The 19437-nt window shown below is 68.3% G+C and carries 17 protein-coding genes; 10 read left to right on the top strand and 7 right to left on the bottom strand.

Annotation, left to right across the window (positions count from 1 at the left end):
* Nucleotides 1–3: 3 nt before the first annotated feature.
* Together AAD027_RS13420 and AAD027_RS13425 are read left to right on the top strand one after the other, a co-directional pair.
* Nucleotides 4–708 (top strand): pseudouridine synthase, encoded by a 705-nt coding sequence (locus AAD027_RS13420; RefSeq protein WP_341726531.1) that lies wholly within the window; start codon nucleotides 4–6, stop codon nucleotides 706–708.
* Nucleotides 709–852: 144 nt separating this feature from the next.
* Nucleotides 853–1329, top strand: coding sequence for an REP-associated tyrosine transposase (locus AAD027_RS13425; RefSeq protein ID WP_341726532.1), 477 nt, complete (start codon nucleotides 853–855; stop codon nucleotides 1327–1329).
* A gap of 127 nt (nucleotides 1330–1456) precedes the next feature.
* Here the strand turns inward: AAD027_RS13425 and AAD027_RS13430 are convergent, their stop codons facing one another.
* The 3 genes from AAD027_RS13430 to AAD027_RS13440 all read right to left on the bottom strand — a co-directional run bounded on the left by AAD027_RS13430 (nucleotide 1457) and on the right by AAD027_RS13440 (nucleotide 3361).
* Nucleotides 1457–2257: an SDR family oxidoreductase gene (locus AAD027_RS13430; RefSeq protein WP_341726533.1), complete on the bottom strand. Its 801-nt coding sequence runs from the start codon at nucleotides 2255–2257 to the stop codon at nucleotides 1457–1459.
* 65 nt (nucleotides 2258–2322) lie between these two features.
* Nucleotides 2323–2886 carry a DUF1415 domain-containing protein gene (locus AAD027_RS13435; protein WP_341726534.1) on the bottom strand — a complete coding sequence of 188 codons (564 nt, stop codon included), beginning with the start codon at nucleotides 2884–2886 and terminating at the stop codon, nucleotides 2323–2325.
* Entirely contained in the window at nucleotides 2879–3361 is a 483-nt protein-coding gene (locus tag AAD027_RS13440) for a YajQ family cyclic di-GMP-binding protein (RefSeq protein ID WP_341726535.1), read from the bottom strand. Before AAD027_RS13440 ends, AAD027_RS13435 begins: the two co-directional genes overlap by 8 nt.
* A gap of 77 nt (nucleotides 3362–3438) precedes the next feature.
* Between AAD027_RS13440 and AAD027_RS13445 the strand changes: the two genes are divergently transcribed.
* Both AAD027_RS13445 and AAD027_RS13450 read left to right on the top strand, forming a co-directional pair.
* Complete coding sequence (locus AAD027_RS13445; RefSeq protein WP_341726536.1) at nucleotides 3439–4320, top strand: DMT family transporter; 882 nt, start codon at nucleotides 3439–3441, stop codon at nucleotides 4318–4320.
* A gap of 58 nt (nucleotides 4321–4378) precedes the next feature.
* Complete coding sequence (locus AAD027_RS13450; protein ID WP_341726537.1) at nucleotides 4379–4927, top strand: DUF1453 domain-containing protein; 549 nt, start codon at nucleotides 4379–4381, stop codon at nucleotides 4925–4927.
* Between the two features lie 55 nt (nucleotides 4928–4982).
* On the opposite strand, the gene AAD027_RS13455 is transcribed toward AAD027_RS13450, so the two are convergent.
* On the bottom strand, nucleotides 4983–5612 hold the full coding sequence (locus tag AAD027_RS13455) for an OmpW/AlkL family protein (protein WP_341726538.1): 630 nt from the start codon (nucleotides 5610–5612) through the stop codon (nucleotides 4983–4985).
* Between the two features lie 142 nt (nucleotides 5613–5754).
* Here AAD027_RS13455 and AAD027_RS13460 point away from each other — a divergent pair, with 142 nt between their 5' ends.
* Together AAD027_RS13460 and AAD027_RS13465 are read left to right on the top strand one after the other, a co-directional pair.
* Complete coding sequence (locus tag AAD027_RS13460) at nucleotides 5755–5976, top strand: hypothetical protein (protein WP_341726539.1); 222 nt, start codon at nucleotides 5755–5757, stop codon at nucleotides 5974–5976.
* Between the two features lie 32 nt (nucleotides 5977–6008).
* A complete protein-coding gene (locus tag AAD027_RS13465) occupies nucleotides 6009–6458 on the top strand; it encodes a DUF1801 domain-containing protein (RefSeq protein WP_341726540.1) in 450 nt (149 codons plus the stop codon).
* A gap of 74 nt (nucleotides 6459–6532) precedes the next feature.
* Here AAD027_RS13465 and AAD027_RS13470 read toward each other — a convergent pair whose 3' ends face one another.
* The 3 genes from AAD027_RS13470 to AAD027_RS13480 form a co-directional block, all read right to left on the bottom strand.
* The gene (locus AAD027_RS13470; RefSeq protein ID WP_341726541.1) at nucleotides 6533–8002 is read right to left on the bottom strand and encodes a sulfatase family protein; all 1470 of its coding nucleotides are present in this window, start codon (nucleotides 8000–8002) and stop codon (nucleotides 6533–6535) included.
* On the bottom strand, nucleotides 7999–9042 hold the full coding sequence (locus tag AAD027_RS13475; RefSeq protein ID WP_341726542.1) for a glycerophosphodiester phosphodiesterase family protein: 1044 nt from the start codon (nucleotides 9040–9042) through the stop codon (nucleotides 7999–8001). The genes AAD027_RS13470 and AAD027_RS13475 overlap by 4 nt, the downstream gene beginning before the upstream one ends.
* A 421-nt stretch (nucleotides 9043–9463) precedes the next feature.
* Nucleotides 9464–9682 carry a hypothetical protein gene (locus AAD027_RS13480; RefSeq protein ID WP_341726543.1) on the bottom strand — a complete coding sequence of 73 codons (219 nt, stop codon included), beginning with the start codon at nucleotides 9680–9682 and terminating at the stop codon, nucleotides 9464–9466.
* Between the two features lie 162 nt (nucleotides 9683–9844).
* Between AAD027_RS13480 and AAD027_RS13485 the strand changes: the two genes are divergently transcribed.
* From AAD027_RS13485 to AAD027_RS13500, 4 genes are all read left to right on the top strand, one after another.
* The gene (locus AAD027_RS13485) at nucleotides 9845–10804 is read left to right on the top strand and encodes a LacI family DNA-binding transcriptional regulator (RefSeq protein ID WP_341726544.1); all 960 of its coding nucleotides are present in this window, start codon (nucleotides 9845–9847) and stop codon (nucleotides 10802–10804) included.
* 268 nt (nucleotides 10805–11072) lie between these two features.
* Nucleotides 11073–14081, top strand: coding sequence for a beta-phosphoglucomutase (pgmB, locus tag AAD027_RS13490; RefSeq protein WP_341726545.1), 3009 nt, complete (start codon nucleotides 11073–11075; stop codon nucleotides 14079–14081).
* A gap of 68 nt (nucleotides 14082–14149) precedes the next feature.
* The gene (locus tag AAD027_RS13495; RefSeq protein WP_341726546.1) at nucleotides 14150–16663 is read left to right on the top strand and encodes a TonB-dependent receptor; all 2514 of its coding nucleotides are present in this window, start codon (nucleotides 14150–14152) and stop codon (nucleotides 16661–16663) included.
* Between the two features lie 193 nt (nucleotides 16664–16856).
* The gene (locus AAD027_RS13500; RefSeq protein ID WP_341726547.1) at nucleotides 16857–19292 is read left to right on the top strand and encodes a glycosyl hydrolase family 95 catalytic domain-containing protein; all 2436 of its coding nucleotides are present in this window, start codon (nucleotides 16857–16859) and stop codon (nucleotides 19290–19292) included.
* Nucleotides 19293–19437 lie beyond the last annotated feature (145 nt).

The raw sequence follows: 19437 nt of genomic DNA on the forward strand, positions 1-19437 counted from the left end.
CGCATGAAGATCGTCAAGCACATCGCCAACCTGGGCTATGGCAGCCGCAAGCAGGTGCAGATGATGTTCCGAGAGGGCCGCATCACCGATGCCGACGGCGAGGTGCTGTATGCCGACGATCCGGTGGACCACGGCAACATCCGCGTCGATGGCGAACCGCTGGACCCGGCGCCGGGCCTGGCGATCCTGCTGCACAAGCCGGTGGGCTACACCTGCTCCACCAAGGACCCGGGGCGCATCGTCCACGACCTGTTCCCATCGCGCTTCCGCGCCCGTTCGCCCGCGTTGTCCACGGTGGGGCGGCTGGACCGCGATACCAGCGGCCTGCTGCTGCTGACCGACGACGGCGCGCTGCTGCACCGGATCATCTCGCCCAGGTCGAACCTGCCGAAGGTGTACGAGGCGACATTGGCACAGGATCTGCGCGGCGACGAAGCCGACCTCTTCGCGAGCGGCACGCTGATGCTGGAATCCGAGCAGACGCCGTTGGCGCCGGCCGGACTGGAAACGATCGATCCGCGCCATGCGCGGCTGACGCTCACCGAGGGTCGTTACCACCAGGTGCGCCGCATGTTCGCCGCCGTGGGCAACCACGTCGAAGCGCTTCACCGCAGCCGCATCGGTGGCCTGACGCTGGACGATCTTCCGGCGGGGCAGTGGCGGATACTGGGCGAGGTGGACCTGCGGGTATTGTTCGGACCTCTTTAGGTCCATGGTCGCGACTGACGTCGCTGCTACGGTGCGCAACCCTATTGTAGGAGCGACGTCAGCCGCGACCGCACGGCATAGTCCGACACTGCAATCAGGAGTACTCCTATATCGGTGTGCCGAGGGCCGGACTAGCCTCCTGCCATGGCGACTGATTCACGAATGAAATCACCAGGACACGCCGCATTGCGGACAGGGCGGGTTTCCCTGACCGGCCAGGTATATCTGGTGACTTTCACGACGAAAGATCGTGCTTGTCTTTTCGCCGACCACGAGGCGGCATGCATCATGGCGCGTGCCATCACCGATGCGCGGCTCTGGTATCGCTCACGCTTGCTGGCCTGGGTTCTGATGCCCGATCACTGGCATGGCCTGGTGGAGCTGGGGCCGATGGACAGTCTGTCGGTCTGTGTCCAGAAGTTGAAATCGAACACGGCCAGAGTGCTGCGTTCGAAAATGCCCGGATTTCCGGATGTATGGGCGCCAAGCTTCCATGATCGCGCGTTGCGCTCGGACGAGAATCTGCTGGCGGCTGCGCGGTACGTCATCGCCAACCCGCTCAGGGCGGGATTGACGCAAAGCGTCCGCTGTTATCCCTACTGGAATGCCGTATGGCTTTGACTTCTTCATCCATGGCGGGGCGATGTCCATCGCGACCGCTCCCAGGATGAGGAGAACTTCGATGGCTGATGGCGGTCAGAGCCTGCGGTCGCGACTGACGTCGCTCCTACGGAAGGAGGCGGCGAGATCAGGCGTACTGCATTTTCCGGGTCATGCCGCCATCGACGATGAAATCCTGGCCGGTGATGAAGCCGGACAGCGCTTCCGAGAGCAGGTAAACCGCCAGCGCGCCGATGTCTTCCGGCACGCCCACGCGGCCGGCGGGGTGCTGTGCGTGATCCTTGCGCGATAGTTTCGGCCGGCGCCTGCTGGCGGGCGACTGCCAGGCGTCGGTGGCGATCCAGCCGGGGCTGATGCAGTTCACCCGCACCTTCGGGCCCGCGCTGATCGCCAGTGCATGGGTGAAGGCGACCAATCCGCCCTTGGCGGCGGCATAGGCCTCGCTATGCGGTTCGGACTGGTGCGCGCGAGTGGAGGCGATGTTGACGATGGCGCCGCCCTGCTCGCCCAACGCGGGCAGTACATGCTTGCTGCACAGGAAGGCGCCGTGCAGGCTGGACAGCCGGTGGTTCCATTCCTTCCAGTCCAGTTCGGGCAACGGCGGCACGTGCGGGTCGGCAATGCCGGCGTTGTTCACCAGCCCATCGATGTGGCCGAAACGCGATAACGCCTTCCCGACGAAACGCGCGACGCTGCCTTCGCTGGCGACATCCAGCCGGAAGAACGCGGCGTGCCCAGGCCGCTCCCATTCGCGCAAGCAGGCCTTGCCGGCGTCCGCGTCCAGGTCGCCGATGACCACGCGTCCACCCGCGCCGAGCACCGCCTGCGCAATGCCCCGTCCGATCCCCTGGGCGCCTCCGGTCACCAACACCACGCGATCGGCGAGCGGCTGAGGGTTCCAGGCGGTGGGCGGCGGCACGATCGACATGGCGGCTCCGGGGCGGCGGACGATGGCGCCAGCCTAATCCACCCTGGCCGGAAAGCGTGTGAGCGTCAGTCGGCGAACAGCTTCCGCCAGCCTTCGTGTCCCAGCCTGTCCATCGTTTCCAGATTCCGTTCGACGATGACATACGGGTCGGGGTAGGCCTCCACCGCGCGGTCGATGCTGGCTTCGCGCAGCAGGTGCAGAGTGGGGTAGGGCGAGCGGTTGGTGTAGTTGCCGATGTCGTTCGGTGCGGTGCCGGCGAACTGGTAGTCCGGATGGAAGCTGGCCACCTGCAGTTCGCCCTGCAGGTCCAGCGCCTCGATCGCGGCGTCGGCGTTCTCCAGGAAGTCGTTGTAGTCCAGGAAGTCGGCCAGCACGTCCGGGTGCACGATCAGGGTGGTGTCCACCTCCGCCGGGTCGGCGTCGCGCAGCAGCACCAGTTCTTCGGCCAGTTGTTCCAGCAACGCCTCCGGCGTGGTCGCGTCGCTCAGCACGAAGCGCACCTGCTGCTTCACGTACACCGCCTTGGCGAACGGGCACAGGTTCAGCCCGATCACCGCGCGCTCCAGCCAGCGGCGCGTCGCGGCGATCGGATCGGCGCCGTCGCCGGCATCCGGTGGTGCGTCAGTCACGGAAATTGTCGAATTGCAGGGGGAGTTCGAACTCGGTCTTCTTCAGCAGGGCGATGACGTCCTGTAGGTCGTCGCGCTTCTTGCCGGTCACGCGCAGCTTGTCGCCGTTGATCTGCGCTTCCACCTTCAGCCTGGCGTCCTTGATGGCGGCGACGATCTTCTTGCCCAGCTTCTGCTCGATGCCCTGCTTGACGGTGATCTTCTGGCGCGCGCCGGCCAGGTTGGTCTCCACGTCGTCGAACTCCAGGCAGCGCGCATCGATCTGCCGCGCGATCAGGCGCGCGCGCAAAATGTCGGTCATCTGCTTGAGCTGGAAGTCGCTGGGCGCGGACTGGGTGATCAGCTTGTCCTCCAGCACGAACTTGGCGTCCACGCCCTTGAAGTCGAAGCGGGTGGACAGCTCGCGGTTGGCCTGGTCGACCGCGTTGGTCAGTTCGTGCAGGTTGACTTCGGAGACGACGTCGAAAGAGGGCATGGTCGGGTTTCCTTGCGGATGCCCGCGGATTTTAGCCCGCCGGCCGCAACGGCGTCGCGGCCGGGGGATAATGGCGCATGGAGTCCCGCCACCCCCACGTCGCCGCCATCGTCCTGATGCTGCTGGCCGTCCTGATGTTCGCGCTGATGGATGCGGGGCTGAAGCTGCTGTCGCCGCACTATCCGCCGCTGCAGGTGGCCGCGCTGCGCGGGCTGTCGTCGCTGCCGCTGGTGACGCTGTGGGTGCTGGCCACGGTGAAACCCGCCACGCTGCTGCGCGTGCATTGGCCGCTGCATCTGCTGCGCGGGCTGCTGGGCATCGCGATGATATACGGGTTCGTCTATGGCCTGCGTACGCTGCCGCTGTCCACGGCGTACGCCATCACCTTCGTCGCCCCGCTGCTGGTCACGGCGATGGCGGGGCCGCTGCTGGGCGAGAAGGTCGGCGCGGGCCGCTGGACCGCCATCGTGATCGGCCTGGTCGGCGTGCTGGTGATCCTGCGGCCCACTGGCGAAGGCATGTTGACCGGCGGCGGCCTGGCCATCCTGGTCGCGACCATCTGCTATGCGGCAGGCGCCATCACCGTGCGCATGCTGGCCCGCCGCGAGAGCACGCAGGCGATGGTGTTCTGGTTCATGGCGCTGCTGTCGCTGGGCGCGTGGTTGCTGGCGCTGCCGGGATGGACGCCATTGCGGACCGATCACCTGTGGATCGTCGCCGGCGTCGGCATCGCCGGGTCGCTGGCGCAGGTGGCATTGACCGAAGCCTTCCGTCGTGGCGAAGCCTCGCTGATCGCGCCGCTGGAATACACCGCGCTGGTCTGGGGCGTGACGCTGGACCTGGCGCTGTGGGGCGTGCTGCCCGACGGCATCACCTGGATCGGCGCGGCCATCATCGTGGCCAGCGGTCTCTACCTGCTGCGGCGCGAGAAGGTGCACGCGGAAGCCGAACATCCCTGAGCGCATCGGTCGCATCGGTCGCGGCGATCCTCACCTACTTTGCGGCATCATGCCGGCCATGCCCTTCCTGCTGCTGCTCCTTCTGCTGCTGTTGCCCCTGCTCTGGGTCGTGCTGCTGCCGCTGTCGCTGTGGCAGCGCTATCGCTACGGCCGTGCCCGCCGCCTCGCGCGGGGCTGGGTGCTGGCGATCAACGCGTGGGGACTGCTGCTGTCGGTGGCGATCTTCCTGGCGGCCACCGCGGTGAGCCTGGTCTGGTGGCCGGACAGCCTGTTCCATGCCGCCCTGGGACTGGCTGTCGGCGCGTTGCTGGGCATCGTCGGTGTCTGGCTGACGCGCTGGGAGGTCGCGCCGCAGGGCGTGTTCTACCAGCCGAATGCCTGGCTGGTGCTGGCGCTGCTGGTGGTCGTGGCCGCACGCATCGCGTTGGGGTTCTTCCAGCTGGCGCGCTATTGGCAGGCCGATGCCGTCGTGCAGGCAGCCACGTTGTGGAGTGGCCACGGCGGCCTGGTGGCGGTGGCGGGCCTGCTGCTGGGGTATTACCTGGCCTATGCCTGGGGTGTGAAATGGCGGGTGGCGCGGTTGAGCCGGTTGATGGGCCGCACCTGAAACAGAAACGGCGGGCCCCGAAGGACCCGCCGCCGGCATCGGCGCGAAGGAATGATCAGAAGCGCGCGCCGATACCCACACCCACCACCCATGGGTCCAGTGTCAATTCATCGCCGGTGCCCTGGCCGGCCACGCGCATTTCCGAATCGCCCTTCAGGTAGCGGGCGTCGGCGCGGGCGAACCAGCGCTGGTTGATGTTGAAGTCCACGCCGGCCGTGGCCATGGCGCCCTTGGCCGTTTCCAGGCCCACGTGGTCGCCGCCGCCGGCGATGTCCTCGCTGCTGAAGTTAGACTCGTAGTAGCCCAGGCCCACGAACGGGCGGATCACCTTGTCGGGCGCGCCGAAATGATACTGGCCGCTCAGCGCCACCGGCTGCTGCTCGACGGTGCCGATCTTGCCGGCGTCGCCGCGCACGCGGTGGTTGAACTTGTCGGCCGCGCCCCACAGTTCCACCGCGATGTTGTCGGTGGCGTACCAGCTGGCGCTGATCACCGGCGCGACGTCGCCGTCGATGTCGATGCGGGCGCCCGGCAGCGGGTCTGAATCGGGATGCAGGATGGCGGCGCCGCCGACCACGGCAAAGCGCTTGCCGGTGGAAGCGTCGGTGCCGTCCTGTGCGAAGGCGGCCGGGGAAACGGCGATCAGCGAGGCAAGCGCAAGCGTCGAAATACGGAACGAAGTCATGTGGGGTTCTCCTGTTGTGTTCTTATGTCGCCCTGTTCCATCGATGCGCGTTCGGGCATTCGCACTGGATCAGGGCGTGCGCACCGTAACCATCCGCGCATGAACGCGCGCCACCGCCCGACATGAATTGATCGCAACTCACATGAGAATCCAGCGCAGGTTCATGATGTTTTCACTGCACAGCGATCTTGATGAAGCGGTTCATCCGTTCGCATCGCATGCGATCGACGGCGGCGTTCGATCCTTCATCGAAGGCCGCTTCGACATCCATCGCGCAGCGTGCTTCGCCTCCATTGGCGAAGGGAGCAAGCCGCCGCCGCGAGACCGACGGCGCGTGGGTGACGCCGGCATGCCGCTGCGTTAAGGTCCGCCCAGCGCGGGACAGGGAGGACGACAATGGCCGGCAGCAAGGCGAAAACGGTGGAGGCCTACCTGGCCGAGTTGCCGGAGGACCGGCGCGCGGTGGTGTCCTCCGTGCGCGACCTGGTCAACCGACACCTTCCGGATGGCTATGTGGAGACCATGAACTGGGGGATGATCAGCTGGGAAGTCCCGCTGTCGCGCTACCCGGTCACCTACAACAAGCAGCCGCTGAGCTACGTGGCACTGGCGGCGCAGAAGAACCACTACGCGCTGTACCTGATGTGCGTGCACGCCGACTCCGGGCACGAAGAGGCATTGCGGGCCGCCTACGCCAAGGCGGGCAGGAAACTGGACATGGGCAAGAGCTGCCTGCGCTTCAAGAAGCTCGACGATCTGTTGATGCCGGAAATTGGCCGGATCATCGCCGCCACGCCGGTCGATGCCCATATCGCCCGTTACGAAGCCAGCCGCGCGCGCGGCTGAGGCGGTGGCCGGTCACGCGGCGTTCCCATCCTCGGCTGATACCGATTCCGTAGCATGGTTTTCCCGGGTTCCGGTCAATGCCCCGCGTGCCCGAACGGCGAGGTCTGCCCGCTGAGCCACGGGTCGCGGGTGCGGGCACGCCAGTCGGTCAGTTGCCGGCGGAGCGTGGCGAGGACTTCGCCATGGGCCGGATCGGCGGCGAGATTGTCCACCTGTGCGGGATCGGCTTGCAGGTCGTAGAGTTCCTCGGCGGGCCGGTGCAGGAACGCCTCCAGCGTGCGCCTGCCCAACCGCGCGCCCGGCTCGGCGCGGATCGCGGCCCAGCTCGGCGACGAGGCCACATCGCCGGCGATCGGATACGGCAGCTCCGGCGCGAGGTTGAGGATGTACTGGTGGCGCCTGTTGCGCACCGTGCGCATCGGGTAGTACTGGTCGATCTCGTGGAAGCCGTGCGAGCCGTAGATGGCATCCCGGCCGGTGGTCGCGCCGCCGGCCAGCAGCGGCAGCAGCGAACGGCCGGGCAAGGCGCCGTGCGGTTCGTCTTCCGGCACCGCGATCCCGGCCCAGTCCAGCAGCGTCGGCGCGATGTCGATCCAGCTGACCATCGCATCGCTGCGCAGGCCGGCGACGCCGCGTCCCGGCGCGCGGATCACCAGCGGCAGGTGGATGCCGGCGTCGTACAGGGTGGTCTTGGCGCCGGGGAAGGCGCGCCCGTTGTCGCTGAGATAGACCACCAGGGTGTCGTCGCCGTGGCCGGCCTCGTGCAGTTGCGCCAGCAGCAGGCCGATGCCGGCGTCGAGCCGGCTGACCGATTCGTAGTACTGCGCCAGATCGGTACGCACGTCCGGCAGGTCGGGCAGGTGGTCCGGCACCACGACATCGACCGGCGAATAGCGCATGCGTTCGACCTGCGGCCAGTCCGCGTTGGCGAAATCGCGTTCGGCGCGATGCGGATCGCTGTAGCCCACGGTCAGGAAGAACGGGCGCCCGCCCTGCGCGCGGATGAAACGGCCCGCCTCGCGCGCCATGAAGGCGACATCGCGGTTGCCCGGCTGTTCCGGCGCCAGCCAGGCGTCGTAGGGAAGCGCGGATTCCGGCGTCACGTGGTGCTTGCCGACCAGCGCCGTGGCATGGCCGGCCTGCCTGAAGCGCCACGGCAAGGTCCGCACACCCGCCAGCAACGACTGGTTGTGGGCGCCGTGCGCCAGGCCGTACATGCCGTTGGTATGCGAATACAGCCCGGTGTACAGCACCGAACGGCTCGGGCTGCACGAGGACACCGTCGCATAGGCCTGCTCGAACAGGCAGCCCTCCGCGGCGAGCGCGTCGATCGCCGGCGTGCGGACCGGTCCGCCGTAGACGCCCGCGTCAAGGCCCTGGTCGTCGGCGACGATCAGCAGTACGTTGCGCGGTCCGCGCGCCGCAGGTGCGGCCACGGCCGGTTTGCGTTCCTCCGCTACAGCGCTTGCCACGCCCGCGCCGGTCAACGCCGCGATCGACGACAGCACGCTGCCGGAAAGAAAACGCCGTCGCGAAAATGTCATCGTCCGTCTCCCCGCTCGGCAGGCTGGCGCGCCGGCAAGCCTTTCCTGGATTCGAGATAGGCGATCAGCGTTCTCGGCTGGTCGGTCTGGATCATGTTCGCTCCCATGTCGAGCACCTTGCCCCAGTTCGCATCGGGATCCTGCAACGCCTTCTCGTCCGTCACGCCCGCCGCCAGATAGGGATTGAGCGTGTTGACCCAGATGCGCCCGGCCCCTTCCCGCATCGCCTCGCGGCCTTCGCCCAGCCATGCCAGGTCGGCGAAGACGAGTTCGTAGGCGACAGGGGCGAGCGCGTCGTAGCGCGGCACGATGTCGCTCAGGCGCGGCGAGCATTTCGCGGGCACCGGATGGATCCCGCACTCCCGGATGATGGGCATGAACATCGTCTTGTGGAGAAAGGCCGCCTGCAGCAGTTCGCTGTCCTCGGGAAAGGCATCCATCTTCATGAGGATCTGGTCGGCGACGCCCACGCGCTCGACCACGGCGAACGCCTGGCCGAACAGTTCGCCTTTGACATCGAGGTTGATCAGGATCTTTCCCTTGGCGATGCGAAGCGCTTGCTCCAGCGTGGGAATCCGCTCTTCCGTCAGCGGCGCCGCCGTCCCGCCTGCGGCGCGCCGCAGGCGGAGGGCCTTGATCTCCGCCAGGGTGCGATCCTCGACCCTGCCGGCACCGTCGGTCGTGCGGTCGAGGGTCGGATCGTGCATCAATACCGGTACGCCATCCCGGGTGATGGCGACATCGATCTCGACCATTTCGACACCCATCCGGATGCAGCTGGCGATGGCGTCCAGCGAGTTCTCCGGCGGCCCTTCCGCCCAGCAGGCACGGTGGGCCACGATCATGACGTCTCCGGATCGCCCATCGAGAAGACGTTCGCGAAGGACAGCCGCCCTGTCTTCATGCATCGACGGGCGATCCAGGCCCGGATAGGCCGCGCACCCGGCCAGGAGAGCCGCCAGGACAGCCGCCAGGATGGGCAGAAAGGACAGTGCCGATAGCGGTGCCGTGAGCGTGCGGGGTGGTGCATTCGGCTTCATGGGTTCCCCTCCCGGGGGATCACGCACTGTCGATGGCAGTCCTGCCGGGCGCGCGGTTGGTATCGATGTCATCGTGGGCGCCACCGATATCAATCGCGTGCGGGAAGTGTCAAGTGGCGGGCGACGACGCATCGATGCCGGATACGGTTCATGACTCCCCGGAAAAATCGTCGGGGCATTGGAAACGCGTGCGTATCCCGCGAATGCAGGACATCGACGGCTTTCCCGGCGGATGGTTCCCTTCGTCACGTCGGCGCAGGGAAACGACATGGCCCGCATTGCATCGCAGCAAGCTTCCTGCGCGGGAGGCGCAGCCGCGTCGAAGGTCTTCGCAAGCACGGGCCGGTCGTGACGGGCCGGCGGTTCTGCGATGGCGTGCTTGCCGGCGTGGCCGGACTGGTGTGTGCCGCGGATGCGCCGATCAATGGCACGTGACTTCCCGGTGAGCGCGCCCATGCGCCGCCACGTGCTGCCGGTCGAAGCGGGAGTGCTTGTCGAGCCGCGTGTCCACGAAGGCCAGAGCGCATGCCTTCCTTTGCGATCCGGAACCACTGGAATCGCAGGCCGCCCGCGGCGCCATCGTGAAGTTCTTCCAGCGGCTGCCGCGCTTCGTCCGCCGCACGTTCGACCACGTCGCCATGGTGCGGGAACATCCGGGTGCCCGCGCCAGAACGCAGCCGAATCCGGGTGGATAGGCGTTGCGCTAAGATGCGGTCGTACCCCGGAGCCGATGTCCCACGCCAAGATGCCATCGCGGAAGCAGACGACAAAAGGCAAGCAATCGTCCGGGGCGGGACTCACCATGGCGGATCTCGCCCGCATCGCCGGCGTTTCCGCGATCACCATTTCGCGCGCGCTTGCCGGCAGTCCGCTGGTGAACCCCGACACAGCGGCCCGGATCAAGCAGGTGGCGCAGCAGCACGGCTACGCCTTCAACGTCAGCGCGCGCAACCTGCGCCTTCGCCGCAGCATGACCGTGGCGGTGGTGGTGGAGATGAAGCCTACGGTCGAACGGCAGATGTCCGGCCCGTATCCGCTGGACCTGCTGGGCGGCATCACCCAGGAGCTCACCTCCACCGGCTACAGCGTGCTGCTGACGTCCCTGCAGGGCGGTGCGCTGCCCAACGTACAGGCGGCCGACGGCGTGATCCTGCTGGGCCAGGGCGCGCACGAGGACGCCATGCACGAAGTGCAGAACTGGGGCCGTCCGATGGTGGTGTGGGGCGCGGTCAGCCGGCACGAAACGCAGGTGGTGGTGGGCAGCGACAACCGCCGTGGCGGCGCGCTGGCGGCCGAACGCTTCATCGCGCTGGGCCGCAGTCGTCCCGTCTTCCTGGGCGATCCCGCCCACGGCGAGTTCGCCGAACGCCTGGAAGGCTTCAGCCAGGCGCTGTCCCGGCACGGCATCGCCCCACTCACGCCCATGGTGTCCAGCTTCACCGTCGGCGCCGGGGCCGAGGCCGTGCATGCGCTGTTGCAGAAGCACCCGCAGGTCGATGCCTTGTTCGCCGCCAGCGACCTGCTGGCGATCGGCGCGATCCGCGCGCTGATCGAGCGCGGCCGCCGCGTGCCGGAGGACATCTCGGTGATCGGCTACGACGACACCCCGCTGGGCGCGACCTACGTGCCACCGCTCAGCTCGGTGCACCAGAACTTCATCGATGCCGGCGTGCTGCTGGCGCGCAAGGTGCGGGCGCTGATCGAGGGCGAGCCCGCCACGTCCGAGACCCTGCCCACCCACCTGGTACTGCGCGCCACCTGAGCGCAAACCACTGCTGCGATGCAGCGGATGAGAGGCAGGCGCCGGCCCGTGTCCGGTCGCCTGCAGGCTGCCGCTCCCGCCCGGCAAGCCGTTGATCCGGAATGATTTTCTTCGCTACCTCCGCGCCGCCTTGAAGGTCGCGCAAGAGGGTGGGAGTCACATTCATGGCGAATTGACATCGATAACTTGACATCGATAACAACGGCTCCTAGCGTCCGTCCCGCCGTGCCTGCCCGGGTGCGGGAACAGGATCGATACGGGGACATCGGTGGATCGGGAACAGGTAACGGAACAGCTTGTCGAATCGGTGGGCGCGGCGCCGGAGGTGGACCCGTGGCGGCTGACCCAGCACGGCTTCGACCCCGACCGCGCGGCGCGCGACGAGACCCTGTTCGCGCTGGCCAACGGCACGCTGGGCGTGCGCGGCGGGCTGGAGGAAGGCGACAGTCCCAGCGACGGCAGCTTCCTGTCCAGCGTGTTCGAGCAGAACCCGATCCATTACCACGAACGCTTCACCGGTTTTCCGCGCAGCACCGACACGCGCGTGCCGGTGGCCGAAGGCAAGCACATCCGCCTGCTGCTGGGCGATGAACCGCTGCGGCTGGACCGCAGCGAATGGCAGGAGTTCGAGCGCACGCTGGATCTCGCCAATGGCTCGCTCGATCGCCTTCTGCGGCTGAAGACCGCGCAGGGCCACACGCTGGAGATCCGGGCGCAGCGCGTCGTGCCGCTGGCCGAGCGCGCGCTGCTGGCCATCCGGTTCCGCGTCGCCTCCATCGACTACACCGGGCCGTTGACGTTGGCCTCGTCCATCGAGACCGGCCGCCAGGCCGTGGCGCAGGGCGACGATCCGCGCATCGGCGTGACCGGCGGCGAAGACATGCGGGTATACGGCGAGCAGGCGGGCGAACCGTCGGCGCAACTCTCGCAGCGCACGCACCACAGCGACATCGCGCTGACGTGCGCGCAGAAGCATCGGCTGGCCGGCGATGGGCTGGCATTCGCCGGCGCTTCGTCGCAGGCGGGACGCGTGGAGCAGCGCTATCGCGCCACGCTGCGGCCCGGGCAGTCGGTGGTGCTGGAGAAATTCGTCGCCTATGCCGAGGGCGGCGACCACGACGCCGAAGTGCAGGCCGTGCTGGCGCGCGCGGCCGGGCAGGGCTTCGCCGCCATCGCCGCGACGCAGGCCGACGCCATGCGGGCGTTCTGGCAGCGTGCCGGGATCTCGGTGGACGGCGATCCGGACGCGGAGCTGGCACTGCGCTTCAACCTGTTCCACCTGCTGCAGTCGGCCGGCCGCGACGGCGTCAACGGCACCGCCGCCAAGGGCATCACCGGCGAAGGCTACGAAGGGCATTGCTTCTGGGATACCGAGGCCTTCGTGCTGCCGGTGATGGCGTTCACCGCGCCGGACGTGGCGCGCGCCATGCTGATGTTCCGTTACCGCACGCTGGACGCCGCGCGCGCGCAGGCGCGGGCGATGAACCATCCGCGCGGCGCGCTCTACCCGTGGCGCACCATCGCCGGCGGCGAGTGCTCCGCGCATTACCCCACCGGCTCGGCCGCGTACCACATCAACGCCGACATCGCCCACGGCATCGGCCTCTATCTCGACGCCAGCGACGATCTCGACTTCCTCAGCGAGGCTGGCGCCGAGATTCTTTTCGAGACCGCGCGCATCTGGCCGCAGGCCGGCCATTTCGATCCGCACCGCGGCGGCGCGTTCTGCATCCACGAGGTGACCGGCCCGGACGAGTACACCGCGCTGGTCAACAACAACTGGTACACCAACCGCATGGCGCAGCGGCACCTGCTGCGCGCGGCGGCGGCGTGGGAACGGCTGCGCGCGGAACGTCCGCAGGCCCTGCAGGCGCTGGCCGCGCGCATCGGCCTGGACGATGACGAGGTCGCGCTGTGGAAGCGCGCGGCCGAAGCGATGTACCTGCCGTACGACGAAGCGCTGGGCATCCACCCGCAGGACGACGGTTTCCTCGACAAGCCGCGCTGGCCCTTCCCGAAGCGGGAAGGACCGCACCGTCCGCTGCTGCTCGACTACCACCCGGTCACGCTGTACCGGCACCAGATATGCAAGCAGGCCGACGTGGCGATGGCGCTGGTGCTGGCCGGGGACGGCGTCGACCTTGGCGCCAAGCGCCGCGACTTCGATTACTACGAAGCGGTGACCACGCACGATTCCACGCTGTCGGCGCCGGTGTACGGCATCCTCGCCAGCGAGGTCGGGCAGGACGAGAAGGCCTGGCGCTACTTCGACGCCAGCCTGCGGGTGGACCTGGACGACCTGCACGGCAACACCGACCACGGCGTGCACATGGCGGCGATGGCCGGCAGCTGGCTGGGACTGGCGCAGGGCTTCGGCGGTCTGCGCGTGCATGGCGGCCGGCTGCATTTCGCGCCGACGCTGCCGGCGAAATGGCGGGGCTACGGCTTCAATCTCCGCTGGCGCGGTTGCGCCCTGCGCGTGGACGTGGACGCGCACGGCGCCCGTTACCGGCTGGACGAGGGCGACGCACTGACCTTTTTGCACGACGGCGCCGAGGTGGCGTTGCGCCACGGTGAAACGCAGGTGCGCGCACGGCAGGCGCCGGACGTACCGAAGGCGGCCTTCCCGCGCGCCTGCCGCGCGCTGATCTTCGACCTGGACGGCGTGCTGACCGACACCGCGCACACGCACTACCGCGCATGGAAGCGGCTGGCCGACGAGATCGGCGTGCCGTTCGACCAGCAGGTCAACGAACGCCTGAAGGGCGTGGACCGCATGGCCTCGCTGGAGATCATCCTGGAGCGCGCCACGCGCGCCTACGGCGCGGAGGAGAAGCGCGCGCTGGCCGACACCAAGAACGGCTACTACGTGCAGGAGATCGAACGCTTCGGCCCGCAGGACCTGTTCGCCGGCGTGACCGGGGTGCTGGATGCCGCGCGCGCGGCCGGCCTGAAGCTGGGGCTGGCCTCGGCCAGCCGCAACGCGCCGACGCTGCTGCAGAAGCTGGGCATCGCCGACCGCTTCGACTACATCGCCGACGCCGGCCGCATCGTGCGCGCCAAACCGGACCCGGGGATTTTCCTGGACGTGGCGGCCGCGCTGGGCGTGCCGGCCCACCTGTGCATCGGCGTGGAAGACGCCGCCGCCGGCATCGACGCCATCCATGCCGCCGGCATGGCGGCGGTCGGCATCGGCGATGCACGCACGCTGCGCCACGCCGATGCGGTGGTCCCGCGCATCGCCGATTTCATCCTGAGGGACTTCGTTTCGCCTTGACCGCACGCGGCCACAGAAGCCGCGGCGGACAGTCCGCAGACAACACAACATGCAAGTGGAGGGAGACCATGCAATACCGTAAACCACGATTGATCCGTTATGCCCTGTCCGCAGCCATCGCCACCGCGTTGGCCCCCGCCATCGCGGCGGCGCAGGACGCGCCCGCGCAGCCGCCGGCGCAGACCGCACCGGCCGAGCGCCAAACCGAGCCCTCCACGCTGGACACCGTCGTGGTGTCCGGTACCGCCGCCGGCGGCGTGCGCAAGCTGGAGGCCAGCTTCAACATCGTCACCGCCAACGCCGAGCAGATCAAACAGGCCAATCCCAAGAGCACGGCCGACCTGCTGAAGATCTCGCCCGGCATGTGGCCGGAATCGACCGGCGGCCAGACCGGCGCCAACATCGAGATCGCCGGCTTCCCCGGCGGCGGCGATGCGCCGTACTTCTCCACCCTGCTGATGGGCTCGCCGCTGTACGGCATGCCCACGCTGTCGTTCTTCGAGACCACCTCGATGTTCCGCCTGGACGACACCGTCGAAGCGGTGGAAATCCTGCAGGGCGGTCCGTCCGTGGTGTTCGCCGACGGCCAGATGGGCGCCAGCGCCAACTTCTTCCTCAAGACCGGCACCGAGGAGCCCAGCGGCAGCGTCGGCCTGACCTACGGCAACGAAGGGCTGTGGCGGCTGGACGGCTTCGCCGGCTTCAAGGTGGCCGAGGGCTGGTACGGCAGCATCGGCGGTTTCTGGCGCGAGTCCGACGGCGTGCGCGACCCGCAGTTCAAGGCCGACAAGGGCGGCCAGCTGACCGCCACGCTGGCGCACGATTTCGACCGCGGCAACCTGACGCTGTACGCGCGCTACCTCAACGACAAGAACCAGTTCATCACGCCGATCCCGGTCATCCAGCGCGGCAGGGACAGCTTCAGCGCCTATCCCGGGTTCGATCCGCTGAAGGACACCTACTACAGCAACGCGATCCGGCGCGTGCACCTGCCGAGCTATCCGAACGGCGGCAAGGACGCGGACCTGGCGGACGGCCGCGGCGCCGACGTGGTCTTCGTCGGCGGAAACTTCGACTACGCCTTCGACAGCGGCTGGTCGATCAGCGACCGTTTCCTGTACACCGAAGGGGACATGGACACCAGCGCGCTGTTCTCCGGCAACAACCCGGCGACGCTGCAGGACATGCTCTACACCAGCGGCACGCCGGGCGGGTTCCAGTTGCCGGCCGGTTCGGCGACCGCCAACTACGTCGGCGGCGGCGCGGTGCCGCTGGACCAGAGCGTGATCCAGCAGGGCTGGTGGCACATCCACAAGCACCTGAAGGCCTTCAACAACGACTTCCGCCTGAGCAAGGACCTGTTCGAAGGCAACACGCTTACCGTCGGCCTGTACGTCAACCACTACTCGATGAGCGACAAGTGGTCGCTGGGCAACCAGATGCTGATGACCAACGAGCCCAACGCCACGCCGATCACGGTCAGCTACGCGGACGGCGGACAGGTCTACCAGCGCACCGACGGCCAGGGCTTCGCCGACTTCGGCGGCTTCCATATCGCCCAGTTCGGCAGCGCTACCAATACCGCGCTGTACCTGTCGGACTCCTGGCGCATCGGCAAGTGGCTGCTGGACCTGTCCGGGCGCCTGGAGAACCAGGATGCGAAGAACAACGTCTGCAACCTGGTCAACATCGACCTGGACAACGACCCGCTGACGCTCTACAACAACAGCGTGCCGGTGTGCGACGGCACGTTCTCGCGCATCCACTACGACAAGACGCATCCCACCTGGACCGCCGGCGCCAACTACGCCTTCACCGACCGCATGTCCGCCTACGGCCGCGTCAACACCGGCGCCCATTTCCTCGACTTCGACAACGGCATCCGCGGCACCACCAACGGCGACTTCCCGCCGATGCACAAGATCCGCAACTACGAGGCCGGCTTCAAGTACCAGTCGCCGTTGCTCTACGCCGACATCAGCGCCTACCGCCGCGTGTTCAGCGGTCTGCAGTACCAGCCCACCGACGGACTGGGCTCGCCGACCGGCGAGCGTCAGATCTATGGTTCCGAATCCTGGGGCGTGAACTTCATCGGCGTGCTGACGCCGATCGACAACCTGCGCCTGCAACTGGTCGGCAACTACCTGGACGGCGAGTACACCGATTACGATGCCTGCTTCCCGTACACGGACATCAACGGCAACGCCGCCTGCGCGCCGATCGAAGGCAGGCAGTTGCAGCGCCAGCCGAAGTTCCGCGCCATGTTCACGCCCAGCTACCGGTTCGAACTGGCGTGGGGCGACATCACGCCGTACGTCACCTACACCTACGTGGGCGACCACACCCAGGACCAGTCCGCGTTGCAGCAGTTGGGTTCCTACCACACCATCGACTTCGGCATCACCACCAACGTCGGCGAGAACTGGCAGTTCAACCTGCGGGGCACCAACATGACCAACGAACTGGGCCTGACCGAGAGCAACTCGCGCATCTTCGGTTCGGCGACCACCGCCGGCGGCGTGTTGCTGGCGCGTCCGATGGAAGGGCGCGAGGTCAACTTCCAGGCCAAGTACAGCTGGTGATGGCCCGGGTCGATCCGTCCCTGGAGCGTTCCGCGAAAAGCGGGCGCTCCCGGGACGATCGCCGCCATTCGGACCGTACCGTACCGGCGTTCGTCGTGCGCGAGCGCCGGTACATGGCGGGCGAATGCCCGCCCTGTCCATGCAAGGCGCCGCCAACATGGCGCCGCGCGATCGCAAAGCCAACGGAGCCTCAATGAATCGACACGGGTTGCGCGCCTTGCTGCTGTCCGCCGTCCTGGCGCTGCCGGGCATGCCGGCGCTGGCGGCCAGCGCGGCCGGGGACGATGTGGCCGCACGCGTGGCGCGCTCCAACATTTTCGTCGGGCAACCCAACATCCTGGAATCGCAGGCCATGCCGCTCGGCAACGGCAGGCTCGGGGCCGCCGTCTGGGCCGCCGACGGCCTGACGGTGCAGTTGAATCGCGCGGATGGGCTGCCGGACCGTCTTTCGCCGGGCTGGCTGGTGGTGCCCGGCCTGCAGCGGATGACGCGCGACCGCGGGTTCCGCGCGCATCTGGATCTCCATGACGGCGAATGGCACCAGGCCGGCGGCGGAATGACCGCGCGCGTCTACGTCGATCAGCGGAGCGATCGCCTTGTCGTGGACGTCGCCGGCGCGGAGCCGGGGCAGGAGCAGACGGCGTTCCTGAAACTCTGGTCGCCGCGCGCACCCAGCGCCGCCGCGCGGGGCGCGGTGGCATTGCTGGCGGAACACTGGCGCGACGACCAGCGCCCGGGCGCCTCGGGCCGTCCCTTCGGAACGCTGGCGGCGCTCTCGGCCGAAGCCGGCGACGTGCGCGCCGAGCGCATCGACGACCGGACCGTGGCCCTGCGTTTCCGGCCGCTGGCCGACGGTCGCTTCCGCCTGGTGGTCGCGGCGCCGGCCTACGATGGCGGCCGCGATGCGTTCGACGTGGCTGCCGACGCGCTCTCGCCGCCACTGGACGCCGCGGCGTCGCGCCGGGACTGGCACGACTTCTGGCAGCGCGCGGCCCTGATCACGGCGCAATCCGACAACGGCGCCGCGCAATACGCCGAGCAGATCAGGACGCTGTTCCTCTACGCCTCCGCAGCGCACAACGACGCTACCGGGCAGGTGCGGATACCCGGTTCGCAGGCCGGCGTGGCGGATCTGTTCTCGTCGCTGCGCGACGATCACATGTGGGATCCGGCGGCGTTCTGGGGATGGAACCTGCGCATGCAGGTGGCCGCGAACCTCAGCGCGGGCCTGCCCGAACTCAACCGGCCGTTCTTTTCGCTGTACCGCGACAACCTGGAAGCGGTCCGCGACTGGACCCTGGCCAAGATGGGCGGCCGCCCCGGCATCTGCATTCCCGAGACGATGCGCTTCAACGGCGTCGGCGTGGAATACGAAGGCACCCGTTTCAGGCCATTCCCCATCGTCACCCACAGCTGCGACCTGGGCTGGTCGTCCACGTCCAATGCGCGCACGCTGACGACCGGCGCCGAGGTGGGATTGTGGATATGGGAAACCTACCTGAAGACGGGGGATCGGGAATTCCTGTCGGAGCACTTCCCGCTGATGGCCGAGGCGGCGCGGTTCCTGCGCGCCTACCAGCAGCCCGGCGACGACGGACTACTGCACACCCGCCCCTCCAATGCGCACGAAACCCAGCACGACGTGTTCGATCCGGCGACCGACATCTCCGCGATCCGCGCGCTGTACCCCGCGGTCATCGCGGCGTCGCGCCTGCTGGACCGGGAAACCGCGCTCGCCGACGATCTGGCGCGCGCGCTGCCGCTGACGCCGGAATTGCCGCTTGCTCCGGCCACCGGCGAACCCGATCCCCTGCTGCCTGTGGCGGCGCGGACTTCGGGCCCGGTATTCGCGCCCAGCCACGACGCGACAGCGCACGCGCGCAATTCGGAGAACATCGGCCTGGAGGCGGTCTGGCCCTACGGTATCGTCGGGCCCGGCCATCCGGCGTTCGACGTGGCGCGGCGCACCTACGCTTATCGTCCGTTCCGCCACCTGGCCACGTGGAGCAACGACCCCATCCATGCGGCCCGGCTGGGATGGGGCGATGAGGTCGAACGCAGCATCCACGCACTGGTGCAGGTCTACCAGGCGTTCCCGAACGGCCTGGCCAGCTTCTCCGGTACCGGCGGCGAGTTCTACCTGGAGCAGGCCGGCGTCGTCGCCGCCGCGCTTTCCGAGGCGCTGGTGCAGGACAATGGCGACATCCGCATCGCGCCGGCGATTCCCGCCGGCTGGTCCGTCGACGGCACCGTGTACGTGCGCGGCGACGCGCGCATCGCCGTCGCCGTGCGCGCGGGCCAGCCGCGGCGCGTCGTGATCGCCGGCGGCTCCGACACCGTGCTGACCTTGGTCAATCCATGGCCGGGCCAGCGCATCGAGCGTACCGATGCCGGGCGCACGACCCTGCTGCCTTCCGGCGACAGGGTGCGCGTGTCCGTCGCCAAGGGCGACACGGTGACGCTGGCGCCACAGGGCGGCGGGGACGTGGCCGCACTGGCGCCGCCCGGCGAAGCGGCGGCGCGCAGCCTGGGGCGCAGTTCCATCGGTCTGCCGCCGCCCTGTTGCGCCGCGCCCGAGGGCTACCGGCCGGACACCGATCGCCCGCCTTACCGGGAGCCGTCGCCATGAACGCGCGCGCAGGCGCACGCTGGCCATCGACGGCCCGCCGGTACCTTCACGTGTCCGCGCCGCATCTTCGGCCCGGACACCGCGATGCCGCCCACTCTCCCTGGCGGCATCGCGACCTGATCCGCCCCCGCAGGGCAGACCTTCA

Origin of the sequence: Pseudoxanthomonas putridarboris, from assembly GCF_038321125.1 — a bacterium.
In the GTDB taxonomy this organism is placed as follows: Bacteria; Pseudomonadota; Gammaproteobacteria; order Xanthomonadales; family Xanthomonadaceae; genus Pseudoxanthomonas_A; species Pseudoxanthomonas_A putridarboris.

Excerpts from the sequence above, each read along its gene's own strand:
- AAD027_RS13475 (WP_341726542.1), bottom strand. The coding sequence starts at position 9,042 with ATGAAGCCGAATGCACCACCCCGCACGCTCACGGCACCGCTATCGGCA.
- AAD027_RS13455 (WP_341726538.1), bottom strand. The coding sequence starts at position 5,612 with ATGACTTCGTTCCGTATTTCGACGCTTGCGCTTGCCTCGCTGATCGCC.
- AAD027_RS13440 (WP_341726535.1), bottom strand. The coding sequence starts at position 3,361 with ATGCCCTCTTTCGACGTCGTCTCCGAAGTCAACCTGCACGAACTGACC.
- AAD027_RS13495 (WP_341726546.1), top strand. The coding sequence starts at position 14,150 with ATGCAATACCGTAAACCACGATTGATCCGTTATGCCCTGTCCGCAGCC.
- AAD027_RS13460 (WP_341726539.1), top strand. The coding sequence starts at position 5,755 with ATGAGAATCCAGCGCAGGTTCATGATGTTTTCACTGCACAGCGATCTT.
- AAD027_RS13445 (WP_341726536.1), top strand. The coding sequence starts at position 3,439 with ATGGAGTCCCGCCACCCCCACGTCGCCGCCATCGTCCTGATGCTGCTG.
- AAD027_RS13430 (WP_341726533.1), bottom strand. The coding sequence starts at position 2,257 with ATGTCGATCGTGCCGCCGCCCACCGCCTGGAACCCTCAGCCGCTCGCC.
- AAD027_RS13450 (WP_341726537.1), top strand. The coding sequence starts at position 4,379 with ATGCCCTTCCTGCTGCTGCTCCTTCTGCTGCTGTTGCCCCTGCTCTGG.
- AAD027_RS13485 (WP_341726544.1), top strand. The coding sequence starts at position 9,845 with ATGGCGGATCTCGCCCGCATCGCCGGCGTTTCCGCGATCACCATTTCG.
- AAD027_RS13465 (WP_341726540.1), top strand. The coding sequence starts at position 6,009 with ATGGCCGGCAGCAAGGCGAAAACGGTGGAGGCCTACCTGGCCGAGTTG.
- AAD027_RS13480 (WP_341726543.1), bottom strand. The coding sequence starts at position 9,682 with ATGGCGACGTGGTCGAACGTGCGGCGGACGAAGCGCGGCAGCCGCTGG.
- AAD027_RS13420 (WP_341726531.1), top strand. The coding sequence starts at position 4 with ATGAAGATCGTCAAGCACATCGCCAACCTGGGCTATGGCAGCCGCAAG.
- AAD027_RS13470 (WP_341726541.1), bottom strand. The coding sequence starts at position 8,002 with ATGACATTTTCGCGACGGCGTTTTCTTTCCGGCAGCGTGCTGTCGTCG.
- AAD027_RS13500 (WP_341726547.1), top strand. The coding sequence starts at position 16,857 with ATGAATCGACACGGGTTGCGCGCCTTGCTGCTGTCCGCCGTCCTGGCG.
- AAD027_RS13425 (WP_341726532.1), top strand. The coding sequence starts at position 853 with ATGGCGACTGATTCACGAATGAAATCACCAGGACACGCCGCATTGCGG.